16 protein-coding genes are annotated in these 19,339 nt (G+C 69.2%); 6 read left to right on the top strand and 10 right to left on the bottom strand.

The features are described from left to right. Positions 1 to 158: 158 nt before the first annotated feature. A complete protein-coding gene (locus OG587_RS30280; protein ID WP_329081129.1) occupies positions 159 to 398 on the top strand; it encodes a hypothetical protein in 240 nt (79 codons plus the stop codon). A 93-nt stretch (positions 399 to 491) separates the two neighbouring features. Further along, entirely contained in the window at positions 492 to 638 is a 147-nt protein-coding gene (locus tag OG587_RS30275; protein WP_329081127.1) for a hypothetical protein, read from the top strand. A gap of 285 nt (positions 639 to 923) precedes the next feature. Here OG587_RS30275 and OG587_RS30270 read toward each other — a convergent pair whose 3' ends face one another. Next, complete coding sequence (locus OG587_RS30270; protein WP_329081125.1) at positions 924 to 1,571, bottom strand: TetR/AcrR family transcriptional regulator; 648 nt, start codon at positions 1,569 to 1,571, stop codon at positions 924 to 926. A gap of 177 nt (positions 1,572 to 1,748) precedes the next feature. Between OG587_RS30270 and OG587_RS30265 the strand changes: the two genes are divergently transcribed. Further along, positions 1,749 to 2,564, top strand: a complete 816-nt coding sequence (locus OG587_RS30265; RefSeq protein WP_329081123.1) for an isocitrate lyase/PEP mutase family protein — start codon at positions 1,749 to 1,751, stop codon at positions 2,562 to 2,564. Between the two features lie 340 nt (positions 2,565 to 2,904). Next, positions 2,905 to 3,945, top strand: coding sequence for a LacI family DNA-binding transcriptional regulator (locus OG587_RS30260; RefSeq protein ID WP_329081121.1), 1,041 nt, complete (start codon positions 2,905 to 2,907; stop codon positions 3,943 to 3,945). A 111-nt stretch (positions 3,946 to 4,056) separates the two neighbouring features. On the opposite strand, the gene OG587_RS30255 is transcribed toward OG587_RS30260, so the two are convergent. Both OG587_RS30255 and OG587_RS30250 read right to left on the bottom strand, forming a co-directional pair. After that, positions 4,057 to 5,322 carry a 2-oxo acid dehydrogenase subunit E2 gene (locus OG587_RS30255; protein ID WP_329081119.1) on the bottom strand — a complete coding sequence of 422 codons (1,266 nt, stop codon included), beginning with the start codon at positions 5,320 to 5,322 and terminating at the stop codon, positions 4,057 to 4,059. Between the two features lies 1 nt (position 5,323). Further along, positions 5,324 to 7,504 carry an alpha-ketoacid dehydrogenase subunit alpha/beta gene (locus OG587_RS30250; protein WP_329081117.1) on the bottom strand — a complete coding sequence of 727 codons (2,181 nt, stop codon included), beginning with the start codon at positions 7,502 to 7,504 and terminating at the stop codon, positions 5,324 to 5,326. Between the two features lie 138 nt (positions 7,505 to 7,642). Between OG587_RS30250 and OG587_RS30245 the strand changes: the two genes are divergently transcribed. Further along, complete coding sequence (locus OG587_RS30245) at positions 7,643 to 8,146, top strand: VOC family protein (RefSeq protein WP_329081115.1); 504 nt, start codon at positions 7,643 to 7,645, stop codon at positions 8,144 to 8,146. After that, positions 8,143 to 8,874 carry a GntR family transcriptional regulator gene (locus OG587_RS30240; RefSeq protein ID WP_329081113.1) on the top strand — a complete coding sequence of 244 codons (732 nt, stop codon included), beginning with the start codon at positions 8,143 to 8,145 and terminating at the stop codon, positions 8,872 to 8,874. Before OG587_RS30245 ends, OG587_RS30240 begins: the two co-directional genes overlap by 4 nt. A 26-nt stretch (positions 8,875 to 8,900) precedes the next feature. Here OG587_RS30240 and OG587_RS30235 read toward each other — a convergent pair whose 3' ends face one another. The 7 genes from OG587_RS30235 to OG587_RS30205 form a co-directional block, all read right to left on the bottom strand. Continuing rightward, entirely contained in the window at positions 8,901 to 10,361 is a 1,461-nt protein-coding gene (locus OG587_RS30235) for an NAD-dependent succinate-semialdehyde dehydrogenase (RefSeq protein WP_329081111.1), read from the bottom strand. A gap of 34 nt (positions 10,362 to 10,395) precedes the next feature. After that, entirely contained in the window at positions 10,396 to 11,637 is a 1,242-nt protein-coding gene (locus OG587_RS30230) for a M24 family metallopeptidase (protein WP_329081109.1), read from the bottom strand. Then, entirely contained in the window at positions 11,634 to 12,596 is a 963-nt protein-coding gene (locus OG587_RS30225) for an NAD(P)-dependent oxidoreductase (RefSeq protein ID WP_329081107.1), read from the bottom strand. Before OG587_RS30225 ends, OG587_RS30230 begins: the two co-directional genes overlap by 4 nt. A 70-nt stretch (positions 12,597 to 12,666) precedes the next feature. After that, a complete protein-coding gene (locus OG587_RS30220) occupies positions 12,667 to 14,460 on the bottom strand; it encodes an adenine deaminase C-terminal domain-containing protein (RefSeq protein ID WP_329081106.1) in 1,794 nt (597 codons plus the stop codon). A gap of 61 nt (positions 14,461 to 14,521) precedes the next feature. Next, positions 14,522 to 17,065, bottom strand: a complete 2,544-nt coding sequence (locus OG587_RS30215; RefSeq protein WP_329081104.1) for an ATP-binding cassette domain-containing protein — start codon at positions 17,063 to 17,065, stop codon at positions 14,522 to 14,524. 1 nt (position 17,066) lies between these two features. Next, positions 17,067 to 18,236: a substrate-binding domain-containing protein gene (locus OG587_RS30210; RefSeq protein WP_329081102.1), complete on the bottom strand. Its 1,170-nt coding sequence runs from the start codon at positions 18,234 to 18,236 to the stop codon at positions 17,067 to 17,069. Then, positions 18,233 to 19,327 carry an ABC transporter permease gene (locus OG587_RS30205; RefSeq protein WP_329081099.1) on the bottom strand — a complete coding sequence of 365 codons (1,095 nt, stop codon included), beginning with the start codon at positions 19,325 to 19,327 and terminating at the stop codon, positions 18,233 to 18,235. Before OG587_RS30205 ends, OG587_RS30210 begins: the two co-directional genes overlap by 4 nt. Between the last annotated feature and the right edge of the window lie 12 nt (positions 19,328 to 19,339).

Here is a 19,339-nt window from a genome sequence, read left to right as displayed (position 1 = left end):
CCGCAGAACACCGGATCCGGACCGGAATATTCACACTAGCCGACCGGCAATGGCTTTTCCCGCTTTCCCGGCGCACCGGAGTGGCCTCGCTCATTGCAGGGATGGCGTAATAACCAGGTGTTAGTTGCGTCCCTCATAACTCGGCGTGAAAGGCCCCAATGACGATTACCATCATCCTGGCGATCATCGGCGCGATAAGCCTGGCGATCGGCGCCGCCGCACGTGTCCCCAAAGCCCTCGCCCTATTCGTGCGGTCCTGCATCCCGCTCGCCAAGGCGATCGGAGAGTTGCGTACGGCGATAGCGGAGACCAGCGGCCGGCGAGCAGGCGACACCGCACTCGACCCGGGCACATCCGCCGATCATCCCACCGAGGTGGTCGCGGCGAATGACTCGTAGCATGGGCCTTCCTCGGGGGGCGTCCAGGCAGGGCTCCCCCGGGCGCCCCTTCGCGTTTCCTGCGAATTCAAAGCAGGCCTGAGACGCGGTCGTGTGTCCGGCCTCTACGACCCGACCGGGCCCGGCTGCATCCTGTCCTCCTTCTTCGCAGCGATGGCCGAGATCGAACGCGAGAACATCCGCGAAGCCACCCCGGAAGGCCTGGACGCCGCCTCCCGCAAGAGCGCCGCCCTGCGGTGATCACCGACGACATGCTCCACACCGTGCTGCGCCGCAAGGCTGCGGGCGAGTCTGTCGAATCCATCCAACCCGACCTGATCATCGCAACCGGTAAACGCAAAGGCCACAGCCCGAGCCTGGCCAGTATTTACCGCACCCTCGCCGAACACGACGAGGCCCAGGCCCACCCCGAGGCCCACGCAGAGTCCGCCGAGTTCAAAGCAGACCCCTGCCTACATCACCGCAGGCCAGAGCTATATCCGTTGGATTTTCGGCCAGGACCCCAGAGACCCTCTTTCGGAAGGATCATGCGGGGGGCGGCGCCTGCGTCTGCGTCTGCGGCGTTTCGAAGGACTGCACATGATCGATGGCGGCGGTCAGGGCGTCACGCAGCGGGGTGACGTCGCGGGCGATCTGAGCGAGCAGCATGCCCCCCTGCATGGCGGCCAGCAGCAGGTTCGCCAGCCGCTCAGGGTCGGCGTCGAGGCGAATCCGGCCGCGATCGCGCATGCGGTCGAGTCCGGTGCGCAGGACGTCCTTCCAGCGGTCGAAGTCGGCGGCGAGCCGGTCGCGGACATCGAGATCGGCCTTGACGATCTCGGCCGCGAGCGAACCCAGCGTGCAGCCCTCCTGGCACACACGCTCATGGGAGACGTAGAACGCGGCCCACTGTCGTAGGGCGTCGATGGTGTCGAACCCCGCGAAGCTCGACCCGGCGTGCAGGGCGAGGATTCTCTCGGTCTGCCACTCGATCACCGCGAGCACGAGACTTTCCTTGTCCGGGAAGTAGTGGGTGAGCTGTGATCCACTGACGCCTGAGGCCTTGCGCAGCAGCTCGTTGCTCGTGCCGTGCACGCCCTGGGTGTAGATCAACTCCGCCGCGTGCTCGATGATGCGCGCCCTGGCCGCGAGCCCCTTGGCCGTGAACTTCGCATCGGCCCTTTTAACGCCCATGACACAGAGCGTACTCCAAGATTGGGTTTGACAGCCCAATCTGCGTCCGGTTTACTGGGCTGCGCAGCCCAAAAAATCGGAAGTTCGTACTCCTGACCTGTGTAAATGCTGAGCGATCTTGACGGGTGGACCCTCGGCTGGTCAGCACGACATCATCCATCTCGAGAGGACAGAGCCATGTCCGGTAACACCTCGCGCGAGCGCTACGAAGCCTTCGCCGCCCTGCACGAGCAGAACAACGTCTTCGTCATGCCCAACGCCTTCGACGGATTGTCGGCCGCGGTGTTCGCCGAGGCGGGCTTCAAGGCCGTCGCCACCTCCTCGGCCGCGTTCGCCGCCACTCTCGGCCGTCTTGACGGCCGCCACGCGATCAGCCGCGACGAGCATCTCGCACACGCCCAACTGCTCAGCCGGACAAGCGGGCTCCCCGTCAACGGCGACTTCGAGGACGGCTACGGCGAGGCCCCCGACGACGTCGCCGCGACCGTCAGGGCCGCCATCGCCGCGGGCCTGTCCGGCATCGGCATCGAGGACACCTCCGCCAACCCCGACCAGCCCATCCGCGACTTCGACGAGGCCGTGGAGCGCGTCCGCCACGCCGCCGCCGCGGCCCGGGGACAGATCGTGCTGACCGGCCGCACCGACAACTTCATCCAGGGCCGGCCCGACCTCGACGACACCGTCCGCCGCCTGACCGCCTTCGCCGAGGCCGGTGCCGACGTGCTGTTCGCCCCCTACCTGCCGGATCTGGACGCCATCGCCACCGTCGTCAAGGCGGTCGCGCCCAAGCCCGTCAACGTGCTCATGGGATGGTCATCGGGCACCTTCACCCTCGACGACGTCCAGCGGGCCGGCGCCCGCCGCATCAGCCTGGGGGCCGACCCCTACCTGCACAGCCTCAGCGCCCTGCGCACCGCCGCCGGCAAACTCGCCGCAGGAGACCTCGCCGCCCTCCCCACCACGATGGGCTTCGAGCTGCTCCAAGCGCTGTAGCTGTAGTTCGACTCGACGGGCGAGCCGCTCACCCCGGTCCCAGGGGAGTCCGAGCTCGCCCGTCGAGAAGGCCGTACGACGCGACAGGATTTTCGAAGAGCACGGGCATCAAGGAAACATCCACCGCCTGCCGCTGTCGACAGTTGTGGAAGAAGACCGCCGAAGAGATCCTCGAATCACTCGCCCGATATTGCCGACGAATTTCTGACGCAGGACACTAGGCGAAACCCTGCAGGCCATGACCTGAGTGGATGACATTATCGGCAGGCGCAGAAGTACGGCTCAGCGTGATCGGCCAACGGGCAAGATCGTTTGCCTTAAAAGTGCTATCGTTTGCACTATGGGTGGGACGAGATTGGTGGACGTGGCGCGGGAAGCCGGCGTACACATAGGGACTGTGTCGCGGGCGCTCAACCCCGCCACCCGGTCACGCGTCAACGCAGAGACGGCCGCCCGCATCATCGAGGTGGCGCGGCAACTCGGCTACGAGGTGAACATCGCCGGTCGCGCGTTGCGCACCCAGCGCACCCAGACCATCGGCGCGCTGATTCCCGACCTCACCAACCCCCTCTTCCCACGCATCGTCCGGGGCGTCGAGGACAGCCTGGAGAAGGCCGGATACACCGCGCTGATCACGAGCACGGACAACGACGCGCAGCGCGAGCGCAGGATGATCGCGGCGCTGCTCAGCCGGCAGGTCGACGGCTTCCTGATCGCGAGTGCCCGCCTGGAGGACCAGGCGCTGAAAGAGATCACGGAGGAGGGCGTCCCCATAGTGGTGCTCAACCGGACGAGCGCCAACGTCCGGACTTCGGCCGTGATCGCCGACGATCCACAGGGAATCGCCGATGTGATGGCACACCTGGTGGCGCTGGGGCACGAGCGCATCGCGCATGTGGCCGGCCCCGGTGACACCAGCACCGGACAGGCGCGCCTGAAGGCGTTCGAAGCGGCACTGGACCGGTACGGATTGCAGCACCACCCCGAGCTCGTCGTGCGGGCGGAGGCCTACAGCATCGCGGCCGGTACCCGGTGCATGCGGGACCTGTTCAAGCGCGGCAAGCCGTTCACGGCCGTGGTGGCCGGGAACGACCTGCTGGCGCTGGGTGTGCTCGACGCGCTGAAGGAGAACCGGATTCCCTGTCCCGAACGGGTCTCGGTGGTCGGTTTCAACGACATCGACTTCGCCGAGCGGATGTCGCCGGCCCTCACCACAGTCCGGGTGCCGACGTATGAGCTGGGCGCGCGGGGGGCCGAGCTGCTCCTCGACATGATCTATCCCGGGCGGGAGATCTCGACGGTGACCCTGCCCGTCACCTTGATGATCCGCGATTCCACGGCCCCCCCACCGCTTCCGGGCACCGGTCTGTTCGGTCTGTGAGCGCCCGTCGTCCGCCTAGAGCCCGGGAACCCGTGTGATGCCGGGCTCCCGGGCAGGGTGGCGGATCCCGGGAAGACACCGTGGCCGCTCACGTTCACCGTGCTCTCGCCGTCAGGCCAGGATGCGGAGCGGGTTCTCGATGAGGGTCAGAAACGCCCTCATCCACTCGGCTGCGACCGCTCCGTCGACGGGCCGGTGGTCGACCGACAGCGTCACCCTCATCACCGTCCCCACCTCGATCGTGTCTTTCCCCACCACCGGCTCCCGGCGGGCGGCGCCGACCGCGAGGATGGCCGACTGCGGCGGGTTGATGATCGCGGCGAACTCCTCCGTTCCGTACATCCCGAGGTTGGAGACGGTGATCGTGCCACCCTCCAGCTCGGCCTGCCCGAGCCTGCCGTTCTTCGCCCGCTCCACGAAGTCCCGCACCGTCGAGGCGACGGATGACACGCTCAACTGCTCGGCCGACCTCACCACGGGTGTGGCGAGCCCTCGTTCGGTGGCGACCGCGACCGAGACGTCCACTGAGGAGAACGAGCGCACCGCGTCCTCAGTCCAGATCACGTTCATCGCCGGAACCAGCGTGTGGGCGCGGGCCACGGCCTTGACCACCAGGTCGTTGACCGAGATGCGGACCGGGCCGTCGTCGTTGAGCTGGCGGCGCACCTCCAGCAGGGCGTCGGCTCGGGCCGTACCGCGCAGGTAGAAGTGCGGGATGGAGCGTTTGCTCTCCGCTGTGCGCGTGGCGATGGCACGGCGCATGCGCGCGTGCGGGACGTCGGTGAACGCCCGTGCCTGAGCGGGAACCTGTGGCGCGACGGGCGCATCCGCGGGGGGCCGGGGAGGTTCCGGCACGTCGCGGGGGTGCGTGTCACGGGTGACGACGGCCGCCTCCACGTCCCTACGGACGATCCGGCCGTGCGGGCCCGTGCCGGTGATCTTCTCGACGGGGATGCCGGCCTCGGCGGCCATCCGGCGTGCGAGCGGGCTGGTGAAGGTACGGTGGCCGAATCCTTCCGGGACGGCACCGATCGGTGTCGGGGAGACGGCCGCCGTGTCGGGGACGACGGCGTCCCGTGGCCGGGGAGTCGCCACACCGAGCCGGGCCAGCAGGGCCTCGAGGTCCGCCACCCGCTCCCCGGGGGCGCCGATGAGCGCTATGGGCGCGCCCACGTCGACACGGGCGCCTTCGGGCACCAGCGTCTTGAGGATGACGCCGTCGCTGTCGGCCTCCACATCCACCACGGCCTTCTCGGTCTCGATGGTGGCGATCACGTCCTGGGCGGTGTAAGAGGTGTTCTCCGGGACGGGCCAGCCCTGGAGAACGGCCTCGGCCGAGCTCGTGGACACCTCCGGCATGTGCAGCAGTCTCGCCATGTCAGTACCCCGCGATCTCGGTGAGTTTGACGGCCACTTCCTCGCTTCTGGCGATGGCCGCGCGCTCCAGGACCTTTGAGATGCTCGGGGACGCCTCGCCGCCCGTCACCCGCTCCACCGGGTGGTCCAGCCAGTCGAAGAAACGGCGGTTGATCTCGTCGGCCAGCCAGCCACCGTACGAGGTGCCCACGGGACCCTGTTCGGCGATGAGCGCCACGTTCGTCTTTTTGATGCTCGCGCCGATGGTGTCCCAGTCGATGCTCGCCCGGTCCAGCCAGCGCAGGTCGATAACCTCGGCGTCGACGTCTCCGAGGGAGTCGATCGCCTCAAGCACGTAGTTGGTCATGGCCAGGTAGGAGATGACGGTGAGCTTCGATCCGCTGCGCCGTACGGCGGCCTTGCCGACCGGGATGCAGTAGTCCAGGTCGTCGACCGGTCCCTCCCCGACCGAGGTGTAGAGATCCACGTGTTCGAGCACGACCACGGGGTCCTTGCAGCGAAGAGCGCTGTTCATCAGACCGACGTAGTCGAACGGCGTGGAGGGCGCGACGATCCGCCAGCCGGGGGCGGTCGCGAAGACGCCCGCGGGATCCATGGAGTGCTGGGAACCGTACCCAGTGCCCATCGCGACCTTGCTGCGCAGCACGAACGGCACATCGCCGTCGCCGCCGAACATGTGCCTGGCCTTGCCGATCTGGTTGAAGAGCTGGTCGGCGGCGACCCACATGAAGTCGGCGTACATGAACTCGACCACGGGCAGGAAGCGGCCGTCGAGCGCGATGCCGCCACCGAGCCCGGTGAAGGCGTTCTCGCTGATCGGGGTCGCGAGGATCCGTCCGGGGAACCTCTCCGTCAGCCCCCGGGTGGCGCCGTTGGTGCCGCCGTTGAGGCGGTGCACATCCTCCCCCATCACGACGATGGTGTCGTCGGTCTCCATCCGGCGGGTCATCACCCCGGTGACCGCGTCGATGAACTTCTGCTCGGCCAGCGCGCCGGAGAAGGACTCGCGGTCCTCGATCCGGGCGTCGGCGAACTCGCTGAGGTCGCCGCGCACCCCGACGTCGGCGAAGGTGGGGTCGGGCCACTCCTGCGGCCTGATCCGTCGTTGTCCGGACTTGCCGCCGGGCAGCGGTTCGAGAAGTTCCTCGCCCAGACTCGTCATGAGTTTCGCGGCGCGGCCGGTCGCCGCCTCGATCTGCTCCTCGGTGAGGATGCCGCGGCGGGTGAGGTGGGCCGAGACCCGTCTGATCGGATCCCGGTCGCGCCATGCCTTCTCCTCCTCCTTGGTGCGGTAGCCGAAGGCGCTGCCGGGGAACGGGCCGTTCTGGTGGAAGTAGCGGTAGACGTCAGCTTCGATCAGCGCGGGCCCTCCGCCGGATCGCAGGTGGGTCAGGGCACGCCGCATGGTGAGGTGGACGGCCAGCGGGTCCATGCCGTCGACCTTCCAGCTCGGGATCCCGAAGCCCGGCCCTCGGGCGGACAGTCGTGGCTCGCCGGTCACCTCCGCCACGTGTGTTGAGACCGCGTACAGGTTGTTCTCCACGAAGAAGCACAACGGCAGGTGCCAGGCGGCCGCCAGGTTGAAGGTCTCAAGCGTGGAGCCGATGTTGATCGCACCGTCGCCGAAGTACGTCACGGCCACCGCGTCGGTTCCGGCCTGCCGGTGCGCCCACGCGGATCCTGCGGCGAGCGGTACGCCACCGCCGACGATGGCGTTCGTGCCGATGGCTCCGGCCTCCTTCCACTGCAGGTGCATGGAGCCACCTCGGCCGTGGCTGAAGCCTCGGTCGAGGCCGCATATCTCGGCCAGGCCGCGTAGTAGTACTGCGCGCACCTCGGCGGGGAGATCCAGGGTGGGGTCGATCCCCTCGGGTGCGACGTGTGCGAGCACTTTGGCCAGGAACTGGTGATGTCCCCGGTGTGAGCCGTTGACGGTGTCCGTCGAGGTGAGGGCGAGGACCGAGCCGACGGCTCCGCCCTCCTGCCCGATGCTGGAATGCGCCGGCCCGTGGACCAGCCCGTCGCGTGCGAGCTCCAGGACGTACTCCTCGAAGGTCCGGATGAGGACGAGGTGGCTGAGCATGTTCGTGAGCAGTGCCGGGTCGGCGGCGTCCCAGTCGGCGTCGGTGGCCACTACCTCCACCCACGGAGCCGCAGGTTCGAGCCGGTTTTCCTGGGTCATGTCATCTCCGTACAATCGTTTGCCGAACTTCAGTGTGGCACAATGTGGATCCAATCCATAGATATGAGGTGGATAATCCGGCCAAATTGGCAGCAATCTGCTACTTTTGGATCCATTCGGCTACAGCGGAGGGCAAGGATGAAGGCTGGACTCCCCGGGCTGACCCGTGTGGACCACATCGGCTTCACGGTTCCCGATCTCGAACAGGCCCGTCACTTCCTCGTCGACGTGCTCGGCTGCGAGTACATGTACTCGCTGGGCCCGTTCCACGACGACGGCGACTGGATGTCCGAGCACCTCAACGTCCACCCGCGCGCCGTCATGGAGCGGCTGCACTTCTTCCGCTGCGGCGAGCAGGCCATCTTCGAGGTCTTCCAGTACACCGCCCCCGACCAGGACCGCTCGGCGCCGAAGAACAGCGACATCGGCGGCCACCACATCGCCCTGTACGTCGAGGACCTGGACACCGCGATCACCTACCTGCGGGAGCGGGGGCTCACGGTCCTGAGCGGCCCGACCACCAGCAGCGGACCCAGCGAGGGGCAGCGCTGGATCTACTTCCTCGCCCCGTGGGGCATGCAGTTCGAGCTGGTGTCCTACCCCCAGGGCAAGGCCTTCGACCGATGGACACCGGCCGGATGACCTCGTCGTTCCCCAGGGACCCAGCACCGGCGACCACCGACGCCGGCCCCGGCGACGCGGTGAGCCGGCGCGTCGCCGACCACCTGCGCAAGGCGATCCTCCGCGGTGAGATCGGCCCCGGCGAGCACATCCGGCAGGAGCACGTCGCCGCGCGGCTGGGCGCCAGCAGGCTGCCGGTACGGGAGGCGCTGCGGATCCTGGAGGCGGAAGGGCTCATTGAGCAGCGGGCCCACAAGGGTGCCAGGGTCCTCCGCCTGGACGCGCACGAGGTACAGGTGATCTACGAGATGCGCCAGCGGATCGAACCGCTGGCACTGGCCGAGAGCCTGCCGCATCTCACGGATGACGACCTCCTCAGGCTCGGCCGGATCCAGGACCGCATCGAGGCGAACACCGACATCGCCGAGTTTCTCACCCTCGACCGGGAGTTCCACCTGCTGACGTACACCGGATGCCAGGTCGAGTGGCTCTCCACGATGGTGGTCCGGTTGTGGAACGCCACCCAGCATTACCGCAGGGAGTTCATGCGCCTGAGCGGCTCCGGGAGGCGATGGGTGGTCAACGCCGAGCACCGCCTGCTCCTCGACGCGATCGAACGGCGCGACGCCGTCGACGCGGAAATGCACCTCGGCGGGCACATCCGGCGGACCCGCATCGAGCTGGCCCACCACCCCGAGGTGTTCGGCCCGGTGCCGGCCGCCCCGGCCTACCCGCCGGACGGCGGGTAGGCCGGGGCACGACGCCGGTCGTCAGGTCACCACTGAACCGCGATGTACTGTTCCTCCATGTAGTCGAGCAGGCCCTCGTGGCCGCCCTCGCGACCGAGGCCGCTCTGCTTCACCCCCCCGAACGGCGCCGCCGGATCACTGACCAGGCCCCGGTTGACGGCAACCATGCCCGACTCGATCCGCTCGCTCACGCGCAGCCCCCGAGCCAGGTCACCGGTGTAGACGTAGGCGGCCAGCCCGTACTCCGTCGCGTTGGCGAGCCGGATCGCCTCGGCCTCCCCGTCGAACGTGACGATGGGAGCCACCGGGCCGAAGATCTCCTCGGTCAGAATGGCCGCGCCCGGATGGACGTCCGCCAGCACGGTCGGGACGTAGTAGAAGCCCGCCCGGTCGGGCCGGCCGCCCCCGGTGAGCACCGTGGCGCCCTCGGCGACGGCGCCACGCACCAGGTCGTCGACCTTGTCGACCGCGTCCCGGTTGACCAGCGGCCCGACCTCGGTGTCCTCGGCATCGGGGGGGCCGACCACCAGCGCCGCCATCCGCTCCGCCAGCCGCCTGCCGAACTCGCCGGCGATCGACGACTCGACGTAGAACCGGTTGGCGGCGGTGCACGCCTCTCCCGCGTTGCGCATCTTCGCCACCATCGCGCCGTCAACCGCCGCGTCGAGATCGGCGTCGGCGAACACGATGAACGGCGCGTTCCCGCCCAGCTCCATCGACGTGTTGATCACCTGGTCCGCGGCTTCGCGCAGCAGGGCACGGCCGACCTCGGTGGAGCCGGTGAAGGACAGCTTCCGCACCCGGGGGTCGTGCAGCATCGCCGACACCACCGCGCCGGAGCGGCGGCTCGGCAGTACGCTGACCACCCCGTCGGGCACGCCCGCGGCCTCCAGAATCTGGGCGATCGCCAGCGCGGTGAGCGGCGTGTCGCTAGCCGGTTTGAGGATCATGGTGCAGCCCGCCGCCAATGCCGGGCCGATCTTCCTGGTGGCCATCGCGGCGGGGAAGTTCCACGGGGTGACCAGCACACAGATGCCGACCGGCCGACGCTGCACCAGGATCCGGTTCGTCCCTCCAGGAGCCGTGGTCACGATGCCGGTCCCCCGTACGGCCTCCTCGGAGTACCAGCGGAAGAACTCCGCAGCGTAGGCCACCTCGGCCAGCGCGTCTCTCCGGGACTTGCCGTTCTCCAGCGAGATCACCCGGGCGAGGTCGGCCGCACGCTCGACCGTCAGCTCGAACGCCGTGCGCAGGATCTCCGCCCGGCTCCGGGGTGGCGTCGCCGCCCACGACGCCGCCGCGCGTTCCGCCGCGTCGACGGCGACGATCGCGTCGCCGATGCCGCCGTTCGCCACCGAGGCGATCACCTCGCCGGTCGCGGGATCCACCACGGGGAAGCGCGCGCCGTCGGCGGCCTGTACCGCCTTGCCACCGAGATAGAGCTCGGTGAGCAGGTGGAGCCCGGCTGTCAGGGTGTTGTCTGCCATGGCATCTGCCTTTCGGTCACAGTGCTCAACGGGTTCAGTAGGGGTTGGCGATGACGAGTTCACGGGCGGGGAAAAGCGTGAGAACGCGGGCGCCGTCATCGGTGACGACGACCTCCTCCTCGATCCGGGCGGCGGAGAAGCCGTCGCCGGCGGGGCAGTAGGTCTCCAGCGCGAACACCATCCCGGCCTGTAGTTCGACCGGTTCCCGCATGCTGTTGAGCCGCGAGATGATCGGCCGTTCGTGCAGGCCGAGCCCGAGGCCGTGGCCGAACTGAAGGCCGAAGGCGGCCATCTCGTTCTCGAAACCGAACTCGGTGGCCGCCGGCCACACGGATGCCACGTCTGCCGTGCTCGCGCCCGGCTTGACGGCGTCGATGGCGGCGTCCATCCATTCCCGTGCCCGGGTGTAGGCATCGCGCTGGGACGGCGTCGCGCTACCCACGCTGAACGTCCGGTAGTAGCACGTCCGGTAACCGTTGAAGGAGTGAATGATGTCGAAGAACGCCTGGTCACCCGGCCTGATCAACCGATCGGAGAAGTTGTGCGGGTGCGGGTTGCACCGCTCGCCGCTGACGGCGTTGATGGCCTCGACCTGCTCGGAGCCCATCTCGTACAGGCGTTTGCTGGCGAGCGCGACGATCTCGTTCTCCCTGATCCCCGGCTTGAGCGCCTCCAGGATGTCCTGGTACACACCGTCGACCATCGCCGCGGCCTGGGTGAGTAGCATGATCTCGTCGCCCGACTTGATCTGCCTGGCGTCGAGCATGGCCTGCTGGGCGTCCACCACCGTCAGCCCCTGGCGCTGCATCTCGAAGAGGAACGGCGGCTCGACGATGTCCACGCCCACGGGGGCGTCCGCCACCCCCGCGTCCTCCAGCAGGCCCTTGATCTGGCGTACCGCGTCCTGCATGAGGCCGACCGTGGGAGCGATGGCGCCCCTCAGGCCGAGCATCCCGGCGTGACAGTTGGCCGGGTCGAGCCACGGGCTGAACAGCCGGTGGTGGCGAGCCGCGGACCCGAAGTCCCACAGCATCGGCTCGCCGCCCCGGGTAAGCAGGGCGTACCGGGTCATCTTGTCGCCGAGGGCCCCGCCGATCCACGTCTGGGTGGTGTAGCGGATGTTGTAGAAGTCAAACAGCAGGAAGGCCCCGCACTCGCTCGCCTCCAGCGAGGCGAGCGCCCGCTCCAACCGATAGCGCCGCAGCCGGTCGAAGTCGACGCGCTGTTCGTAGTCGACTCCCATGTGCCCCGGCGCGGGCAGCGGTGCCCCGGTCATGACCGCGCCGCTTCGTCGGCGGTTCCGAGGCCGTCGTCCACGACCACGTCCTCCGGCTTGAGCGTGATCCCGGAGGCGGCGGCCTGCAGATCGAGCAGGATCGCGAAGTCCTCGTCCACCCGGCCGCTGCCGACGCTGGCCTGCACGAGCTGGGCGGTGGCGGCGGTGACGGGCATGGGCACACCAAGGCGGCGTGCCGCGGCGAGCCCGAGGTCGAAGTCCTTGCGGAGCAGGATCGGGGTGAAGGTCGGCGTGTAGTCGAGGTTGACGAAGGCGGGCGACTTGTAGCGGGTGAAAACCGAGCCCATGACGCTGTCGTTCAGGAAGGACAGGAAGGCGTGGCGGGAGACCCCGCCCTTCTCGGCCAGCACAGTGATCTCGGCCAGCGACTGGGTCACCACCCCGAGCAGCAGGTTGTGCGCGATCTTCACCAGCCGCGCGATGTCGCCTTCCCCCACGTAGGTGACCGACGCGCCGATGTACCCGAGCAGGGGCGCGACCCTGGCGTACGTCTCCTCCGGCCCGGACACCACGATGCTGAGGGCACCGGCCTTGACGACCTTGCCGTTGCCGCTGACGGGCGCGGCGAGGAAGTCGACGCCACGCTCCGCGCACTGCCGTCGCAGCGCCTCGGAGGCGTCGGTGGAGACCGTCGAGCAGTCGACGACGACGGCGGGCCGCCGTTCGCCGTCGAGCAGGCCGTCCCGGCCCAGGAGCACCCGCTCCAGGTCCTCAGAGGTGGAGACCATGGTGAACACCACATCTCGGTCGCGCAGACCGGCGATGCTCTCGCTCACGGTGGCGCCGTGCTCCCTGAGCGGCGCGGCCTTGGCGATCGTGCGGTTCCACACGGCCAGGTCCACGCCCGCCTTCGCCAGGCGCTCGGCCATCGCGGCGCCCATACGGCCGGTGCCGATCCAGCCGACCCTGAGAGCGGCTCCGGTAATCGTCTCGGTCATCGTTGTTCCATTCTATGCAATCGTTTGCCATCGAAAGTGAAAAGAGAGTGCTGTTCATCGGTGCGGGCGGTCACACGGTGATGGAGACCCTTTCCCGGAGACCACCGCGTGCGACCCGCACCAGCCCGTACTCGGTCATCTTGAGTCCGGGGATGCTCACGGCCAGGCAGGCGAACCCCGCACTGGGCACCAGACCGGGCAGCGGCGAGCCGAGCTCGTCCCTGATGGCCTGTGCGACACGCCGGGAGCTCGCGAGCGTCTGGGCGAGGGGCGCGTGCGAGACGATGCCGAAGGTCGGCAACGCCACCTCGGCCCGGACCACGCCGTCACGGACCACCACGATCCCGCCCTCCAACTCGGCACAGCGGTTGGCCGCGAGCGCCATGTCCGCGTCATCCACCCCCACCACCATGAGGTTCATGACCCCGGCGTTGACGGTCGCCGCGATCGCGCCCCGCCGTACGCCCAGCCCGCTGATCAGCGCCGTCGCGAGGCGGCCGGTGGCCTCGTGCCGGTCCGCGACGGCGATCTTGGCGATGTCCCGCCCGTCGCCCGCCACCGGCCCACCGTCGTGGACCGGCAGATCAAGCAACCGCTCGTCCGTACGCAGCGAGCCGGGGGTTATCCCGATCACCCTGAGGGTTGGGGTTCCGTCCGCCACGGGCAGCCGGAAGTCGTCCCGCGTGAAGGTGCGGCCCACCCGCACCATGTGGTTCCACTCGGCCGGGTAGTCCTTCAGCCTGCTGGGCAGCAGGTACTCGCCGTTCTCCGCGCAGAGCCGGCCGCGGCTGAGGGTGCGCACGACCCTGAACGAGGCCAGGTCCTCGACCAGCGCGAGCGAGGCCAGCCGGCCGGGCAGCACCGCGCCGTAGTGCCGCTCCAGCCCCAGGGACCGGGCCGCGTTCAGCGTCACCATGCGGACGGCGTCCACCGGGGCGACCCCGTTGCGGACCAGCATGCGCAGCTTGTGATCCTGGTGCCCGAGTTCGGCGAGGCTGTGCAGTTCCTGCTCGTCGCTGCACGCGCTGAACATCGAGGGGTCGGCGCCGAATTCGGTGATGGCGGGCAGGACGTTGAGCAGGTCCTGGGTCGAGGATCCCTCGCGCAACTGGACGATCACGCCGAGCCGGACGCGCTCCAGCGCTTCCTCCACCGTGGTGACCTCATGGTCGGAGGCCACGCCCTGCGCCACTGCGGCCTGTACGGCCGGGCCGGACAGACCCTCCATATGCCCGCCGATCACCCGGCCGCGCTTGACCGCCTCGGCCCACACCCCGGCCAGCCCGGGTACCGGCAGCCGGCTCACGTCGTCGTTCCACTCACGCAGCTCGACGCACTGCTCGTGCTCGACCAGCGCTCGCAGGTCGTCGACGGAGAACCGGTTCAGGCAGCCGAACTCACCAAGCCCCAGGGCCGCGGCGTGGAAGGGCGAGAGCAGGGCGTCGAGGCCCGTGCCCGCTGCCCTCCCAAGCTGCGCCTCCACCGCGCGGCGGCCCGCGATGTAGGCGGACTCGGAGAAGCAACTACTCAGCGCGACCGTTCCCATGGGCAGGAGCAACTCGGCCAGCCGCTCGACGGTCACCTGCGAGAAGCCCACGTGGAAGTGCGGGTCGATGAACCCTGGCAGTACGAACAGGCCCGTACCGTCGATGCCCGCCGTACCGTCGCCGACGCAGTGCTCAACGTCGCCGACCGCCGCGATCCGGGCTCCGGCCACCGCCACATCGCCTCGGTAGACGCGGCCCGACAGGACGTCGACGATGCGGCCACCGGTGATGACGAGGTCGGCCGGCGCACGGCCCGCGGCCACGTCGGCGGCGTGCCGCCGCCCGGCGGCCGAGGTCTCCGTTGCAGAGGGATCCATGGTGTTCACATGCTCCTCGTAGTTCGATCGTCTGTTGTGATGTCCGCCGCCTCGCTCGCGCTCATGTGCCTGCGGCCTTCCCGAACAGGCGCACACCCCTGAACCCGCAGAACAACGCCGCGGCGACCAGTGTCAAGATGCCGAGCAGCCAATGCCGCCAGGCCTCGTTCAGGTCCAGGAACGCGCTCACGTTGATCGTCACCTCGATCAGCACCGCGCCCAAGGCGGCGCTTAGGAAGGAACCCCGGCCGCCGTAGATGCTGGCTCCGGCCAGGATGACCACGGTGATGCTGCTGAAGGTGTACGTCAGCCCCGCGGTCGCGTCGCCGATGCCGTTCTGACCCATCAGCACGATCGCGCCCAGGGCGGCGAGCACCGAGCAGGCGCCGTACCCAAGGACGTGCGTCAGCGTGACCTTCGCGGCCAGCCGGTGCGCCGCGGGCTCGTCGGAGCCCACCGCGCGCAACTGCAACCCCCAGCGGGTACGGCGCAGCACCCACTCGGCGGCCACCGCGACGACGACCGCGGCGACGAACACCCACGGCACGAACCCGACGGTGACATGCAGCGCGGTGATGACGCTGTCATGGATGAATCCGCCGGGAAGGGGCCGCAGCAGCAGCGACACGCCCTGCAGGACGGTGAAGGTGACCAGCGTGGCGACCACCGGCGACATGCCGGCCAACCGGATCATGGATCCGTTGAGCACCCCGACGGCCCCGGCGAGCACGATCATGGCGACGATCGCGATGACCGTGCCGGTGACGCTGCCGGAGGTGGCCAGGAATGACGCGACGACCACCAGAAAGCCCGTCAGCGGACCGATGGACAGATCGATCCCGCCCAGGACGACAGCGATCATCTGCCCCAGGGAGACGAAGATGAGCGCGCTCATCGTGTACAGCAGGCCCTCGAGGTTCTGCGGGCTCAGTAGTTGACCGTTCCGTGTGGCGGCGAAGCCGACGAGCAGCAGTGCCGCGACCGCGAGCACGATTCCCGGGGCGTGGTCGCCGCTCATCAGTCCTCTCACCCACGGCATGGACGGCGACCACCGCGGGGCGGGCGGGGCGGGGCGGCCGGTGGTCCCCGGCACCGCCGCGGCGCTGGACGGAGAGCCGGTCAGGATCGCTCCGGTGATCGCCTCCTCCGTCACCTCGGAAGCCTCCAGCTCGGCGCATACCCGCCCTCTTGAGAAGATCATCACCCGGTCGCAGAGGCCCTGCAGCTCGTGCGTGTCGGAGGAGACGACGAGCACGGCGTTACCCTCGTCCGCCAGCTCACGCAGGATCCGGTAGATCTCCAGGCGCGTCCCGACGTCCACACCCTGGGTCGGCTCCTCCGCGATGAGCAGACGCGGCCGGGCCAGTAGCGAGCGGGCCAGGACGACCTTCTGCTGGTTACCGCCGGAAAGTGTGCCCGCGGGGGTCTCCAGCGACGGGGCCTTCACCGCCAGCGCGCTGACCTGCGCCGCCGTCACCGACCGCTCCCGGCGCTGCCGTACGAAGCCCGCCGTGGCCCGGTCGGCGAGGGTGAGCACGGCCGTGTTCTCCCGCACCGACAGGGTCTTGAAGAGCCCTTCACGCGGCCGATCGCCGGGAACGTACACGATCCCGGCGTCGAGCGCGCGCCGGGGCGTGGTGGGCCGGACAGGCACCCCGCAGACCGAGACCTCGCCGTCGAGCCGCTGCAACCCCGCGATGGACCGGGCGAGGTCGTGGTGCCCGTTGCCCGGCATGCCGGCCAGACCTACCACCTCACCCGGACGGATCCGCAGGTCGACGTCGGCGAACCGGGGCCCGGAGGCCGCGTGCAGGTCAAGGACCGGCGCCGCGCCGGGATCCGTTCCCTGGCCGGTCGCCTTACCGGGAAAGGTGGAGTCGATGGGACGGCCCACGATGAGGCGCAGCACGTCCTCCTCCGTCACGTCGGCCATGTGGAAGGTCCCGCACGTCTCCCCGTCGCGGAGCACGGTGATCCGGTCGGCGATGCGCCGTACCTCGGGGAGGCGGTGTGAGATGTAGACGATGGCGGTGCCGGTCCCGGCGAAGCGGCGCACTTGCTCGAACAGCCGCTCCACATCCTCGGCGACGAGGGCCTCGGTTGGCTCGTCGAGGATGAGCACGCGCGGTTCCATGGCCAGTGCCTTGGCGATCTCGACGAGCTGGCGGTCGGCGACCGAGAGGCCGGAAATCCGCTCGTGCAGGCCCACGTCCGCGCCGACGAGGTCCAGCCGCTCCCGCGCCCACGCCGCGGCCCGGCTCATCGGCGGACGCCAGGCGGGGAGCATCGCGAACACCAGGTTCTCCATCACCGTCAGGTCGGGCAGCAGGGCGGGCTGCTGGTAGACGACGGCCAGGCCGAGTTCCTGCGCGGACGACGGCGACGGATACCGCATGACCTGGTGACAGATCTCCACGGTGCCGCTGTCGGCGAGCAGCGATCCCGCGGCGATGGACATCAGCGTCGACTTACCCGCGCCGTTCTCTCCGACGATCGCGTGCACCTCACCCGGGAGCACCTCAAGCTCGGCGGAGCGCAGGGCCACGACCCCGGGGTAGCGTTTGGTCACTCCGGTCAGGCGCAGCACGGGGCCGGCACTTGCCATGTCATCCTCCGCTGGTGAACAACTGGGCGAGCTTCTCCGTGGGGAGTTGCGCGGACAGCGTGGCGTCCGGCGGCAGGTCCGGCTTGCACTTCGGCGCCAGGTCGCCTCCTGCTGTCGAATCCTCCGTGAACGGGACTTCGATGACGGACGGCTCGTCGTTCGGCTTGCCGCTAGCCGCGGCCACGCCCTTACGCAGTGCGAGCCGGATGATCCACGTGTAGGAGGAGATGGTGCTCAGCTCGAAGTTCTCGTTCTTCGGCTTGTGTTCCTGGTACAGACAGGCCAGCTCGTTGATGTCGCCCGCGCTCCACGGCACGAGCGGACGGCCGGCGTTCACGAACGCCCGGATCGCTCCTGCGGAGACCAGCCCCGAGTCGGCGATGACACCGTCGATCTTCGCGTGCTTCGACAGCAGCCCCGACATCACCTTCTGCGCCTGCGCCTGGTCCCAGTTCGTGTCGATGGGACCATCACCGAGCAGCCTCATCGCTGGATGGCGGGCCAGCACCTGCTTGATGCCCTCGGCCTCGCTCAGGCTCGCCGGGTTTCCGGGCGTGCCTCCCAGGAAGACGATGTCGCCCTTCCCGTCGAGCCGCTTGACCATCCATTCGGCCCACGCCCGGCCCATCGCCACGCCGTCGAAGGTCGGCGCGTCCACGTAGTCCACACCGGGCGTGCCGCCCAGAGTGCCCACAGCCCACGGCACGACCGCCACTCCGCGCTGCATGGCCCGGCGCAGGGTGGGCAGCAGCGCGTCACCTGAGTCCGGCAAGGTGACGATCACGTCGACGCCCTTCGCCACGGCCGCGTTGATCTCAGAGATCATCTTGGAGGGATCGCCCTGCGCGTTGTGGTAGGTGACCTTGGTGATGTTGGGGCATTTGGCGGCCTCGTCCAGCAGTTCGGCGTGGGCGACCCGGCGCCAGGAGTTCTGCGCGCCGTCGATGTGCGCCACCGTGATGGGTTTGCCGCCGCACACCTCCGCCATGGTCTTCAGCTCGGCCACGGTGCCACGCTCGCCCGCCCTGACCTTGCCAACACCGCCGGTGCCGTTGCTGGAGTCGCCGGTGCCGTTGGTGCCGCAGGCGCTCAGTGTGAGCGCCACGATGGCCGCTGCGCTGCACAGCGTCGTGGTACGCGACCGGACGCGCCGTGCGGGAGATCTGTTCATCTATCTGCCCTCCTGGGAGTCATGGGCCCCTGGACGGCCTGCTCACCTCGCCGTCCGCCCCGGCCGGTACGGCCGGGGGCCGTGGCCGAGCGCCGACGGACTCGGTAAAGGATCACGCCGAGCGCGATGATCAGGCCCTGGATCAGGTACTGCACCGCCGTCCCGGCTCCCAGGGACAGGACAATCTGGTTGAGCTGGGTAAGAAAGAGGGCTCCCAACACGGTGCCGAGGACGGTTCCACGGCCTCCGGCGAGCGCGGTGCCGCCCACCACCACGGCGGCGATGCCGGCGAGCAGATAGCTGTCGCCGATGTTCAGAGCCGGTGTCCGGATGAAGCCGGCCAGCAGGACGCCCGCCGCAGCGTGACAGAGCGCGGCGCAGACGTACGTGCCCGTGCCGTACCGTATGAGCGAGACGGCGGCCGCCCGCGCCGCGGCCGGATTGGCGCCGACCGCCTGGAACCGCCTGCCGAGCACGGTGCGGTGGAGGACGAGCGCCACGATCACCGCGACCGACAGCGCGATCAGCACCGTGTTGGGCACCCCGAAGGTCTTGGCCAGAGCGAACCTCTGCAGTCCGGCGGGCACCGCGCCCGGCGAGCCGTTGGTGAAGTGCTGGACTCCGCCCAGCAGCAGCGCGTTGCCCCCCAACGTCGCCACCAGCGGCGTAACCCCCACCACGGTGACCAGGTAGCCGTGCACGAGGCCCACCGCAAGGGCGAGCAGGGCGACCAGCAGCAGCGCGGGCGCCAGCCGGGAGTCGGCGCCGTCGGGGTACTTGGTCACGATCACCGCGGACATCGAGATGACGCCCGCGACCGAAAGATCCAGCCCGCCCTGCTGGACCACGAGCATCTGGCCGATGGCCGTGACGGCCAGCAGCGCCGCGAAGGGCGCCATCGACAGGAGCGAGTCTGTCGCCAGCACTCCGGGGACGAACAGCGCGCTACCGGCGAAGAGCAACGCGGTCATCACCACGGCCGACGGGACCGTGAGGCGGGCCGACCCGGCCAGGGCCCGGCCGGCGGCGGTCCCGGCAGCGACCGGCGGGGCCGGCATGACCGTGCCCTCGGAGGCCTGGGATGCGTTCATGTCCACTTCTCG

It is taken from the genome of Streptosporangium sp. NBC_01469 (assembly GCF_036227305.1).
In the GTDB taxonomy this organism is placed as follows: Bacteria; Actinomycetota; Actinomycetes; order Streptosporangiales; family Streptosporangiaceae; genus Streptosporangium.
The sequence above is the reverse complement of the archived record's forward strand: the minus strand, read 5'-3'. Positions and strand labels throughout refer to the sequence as shown.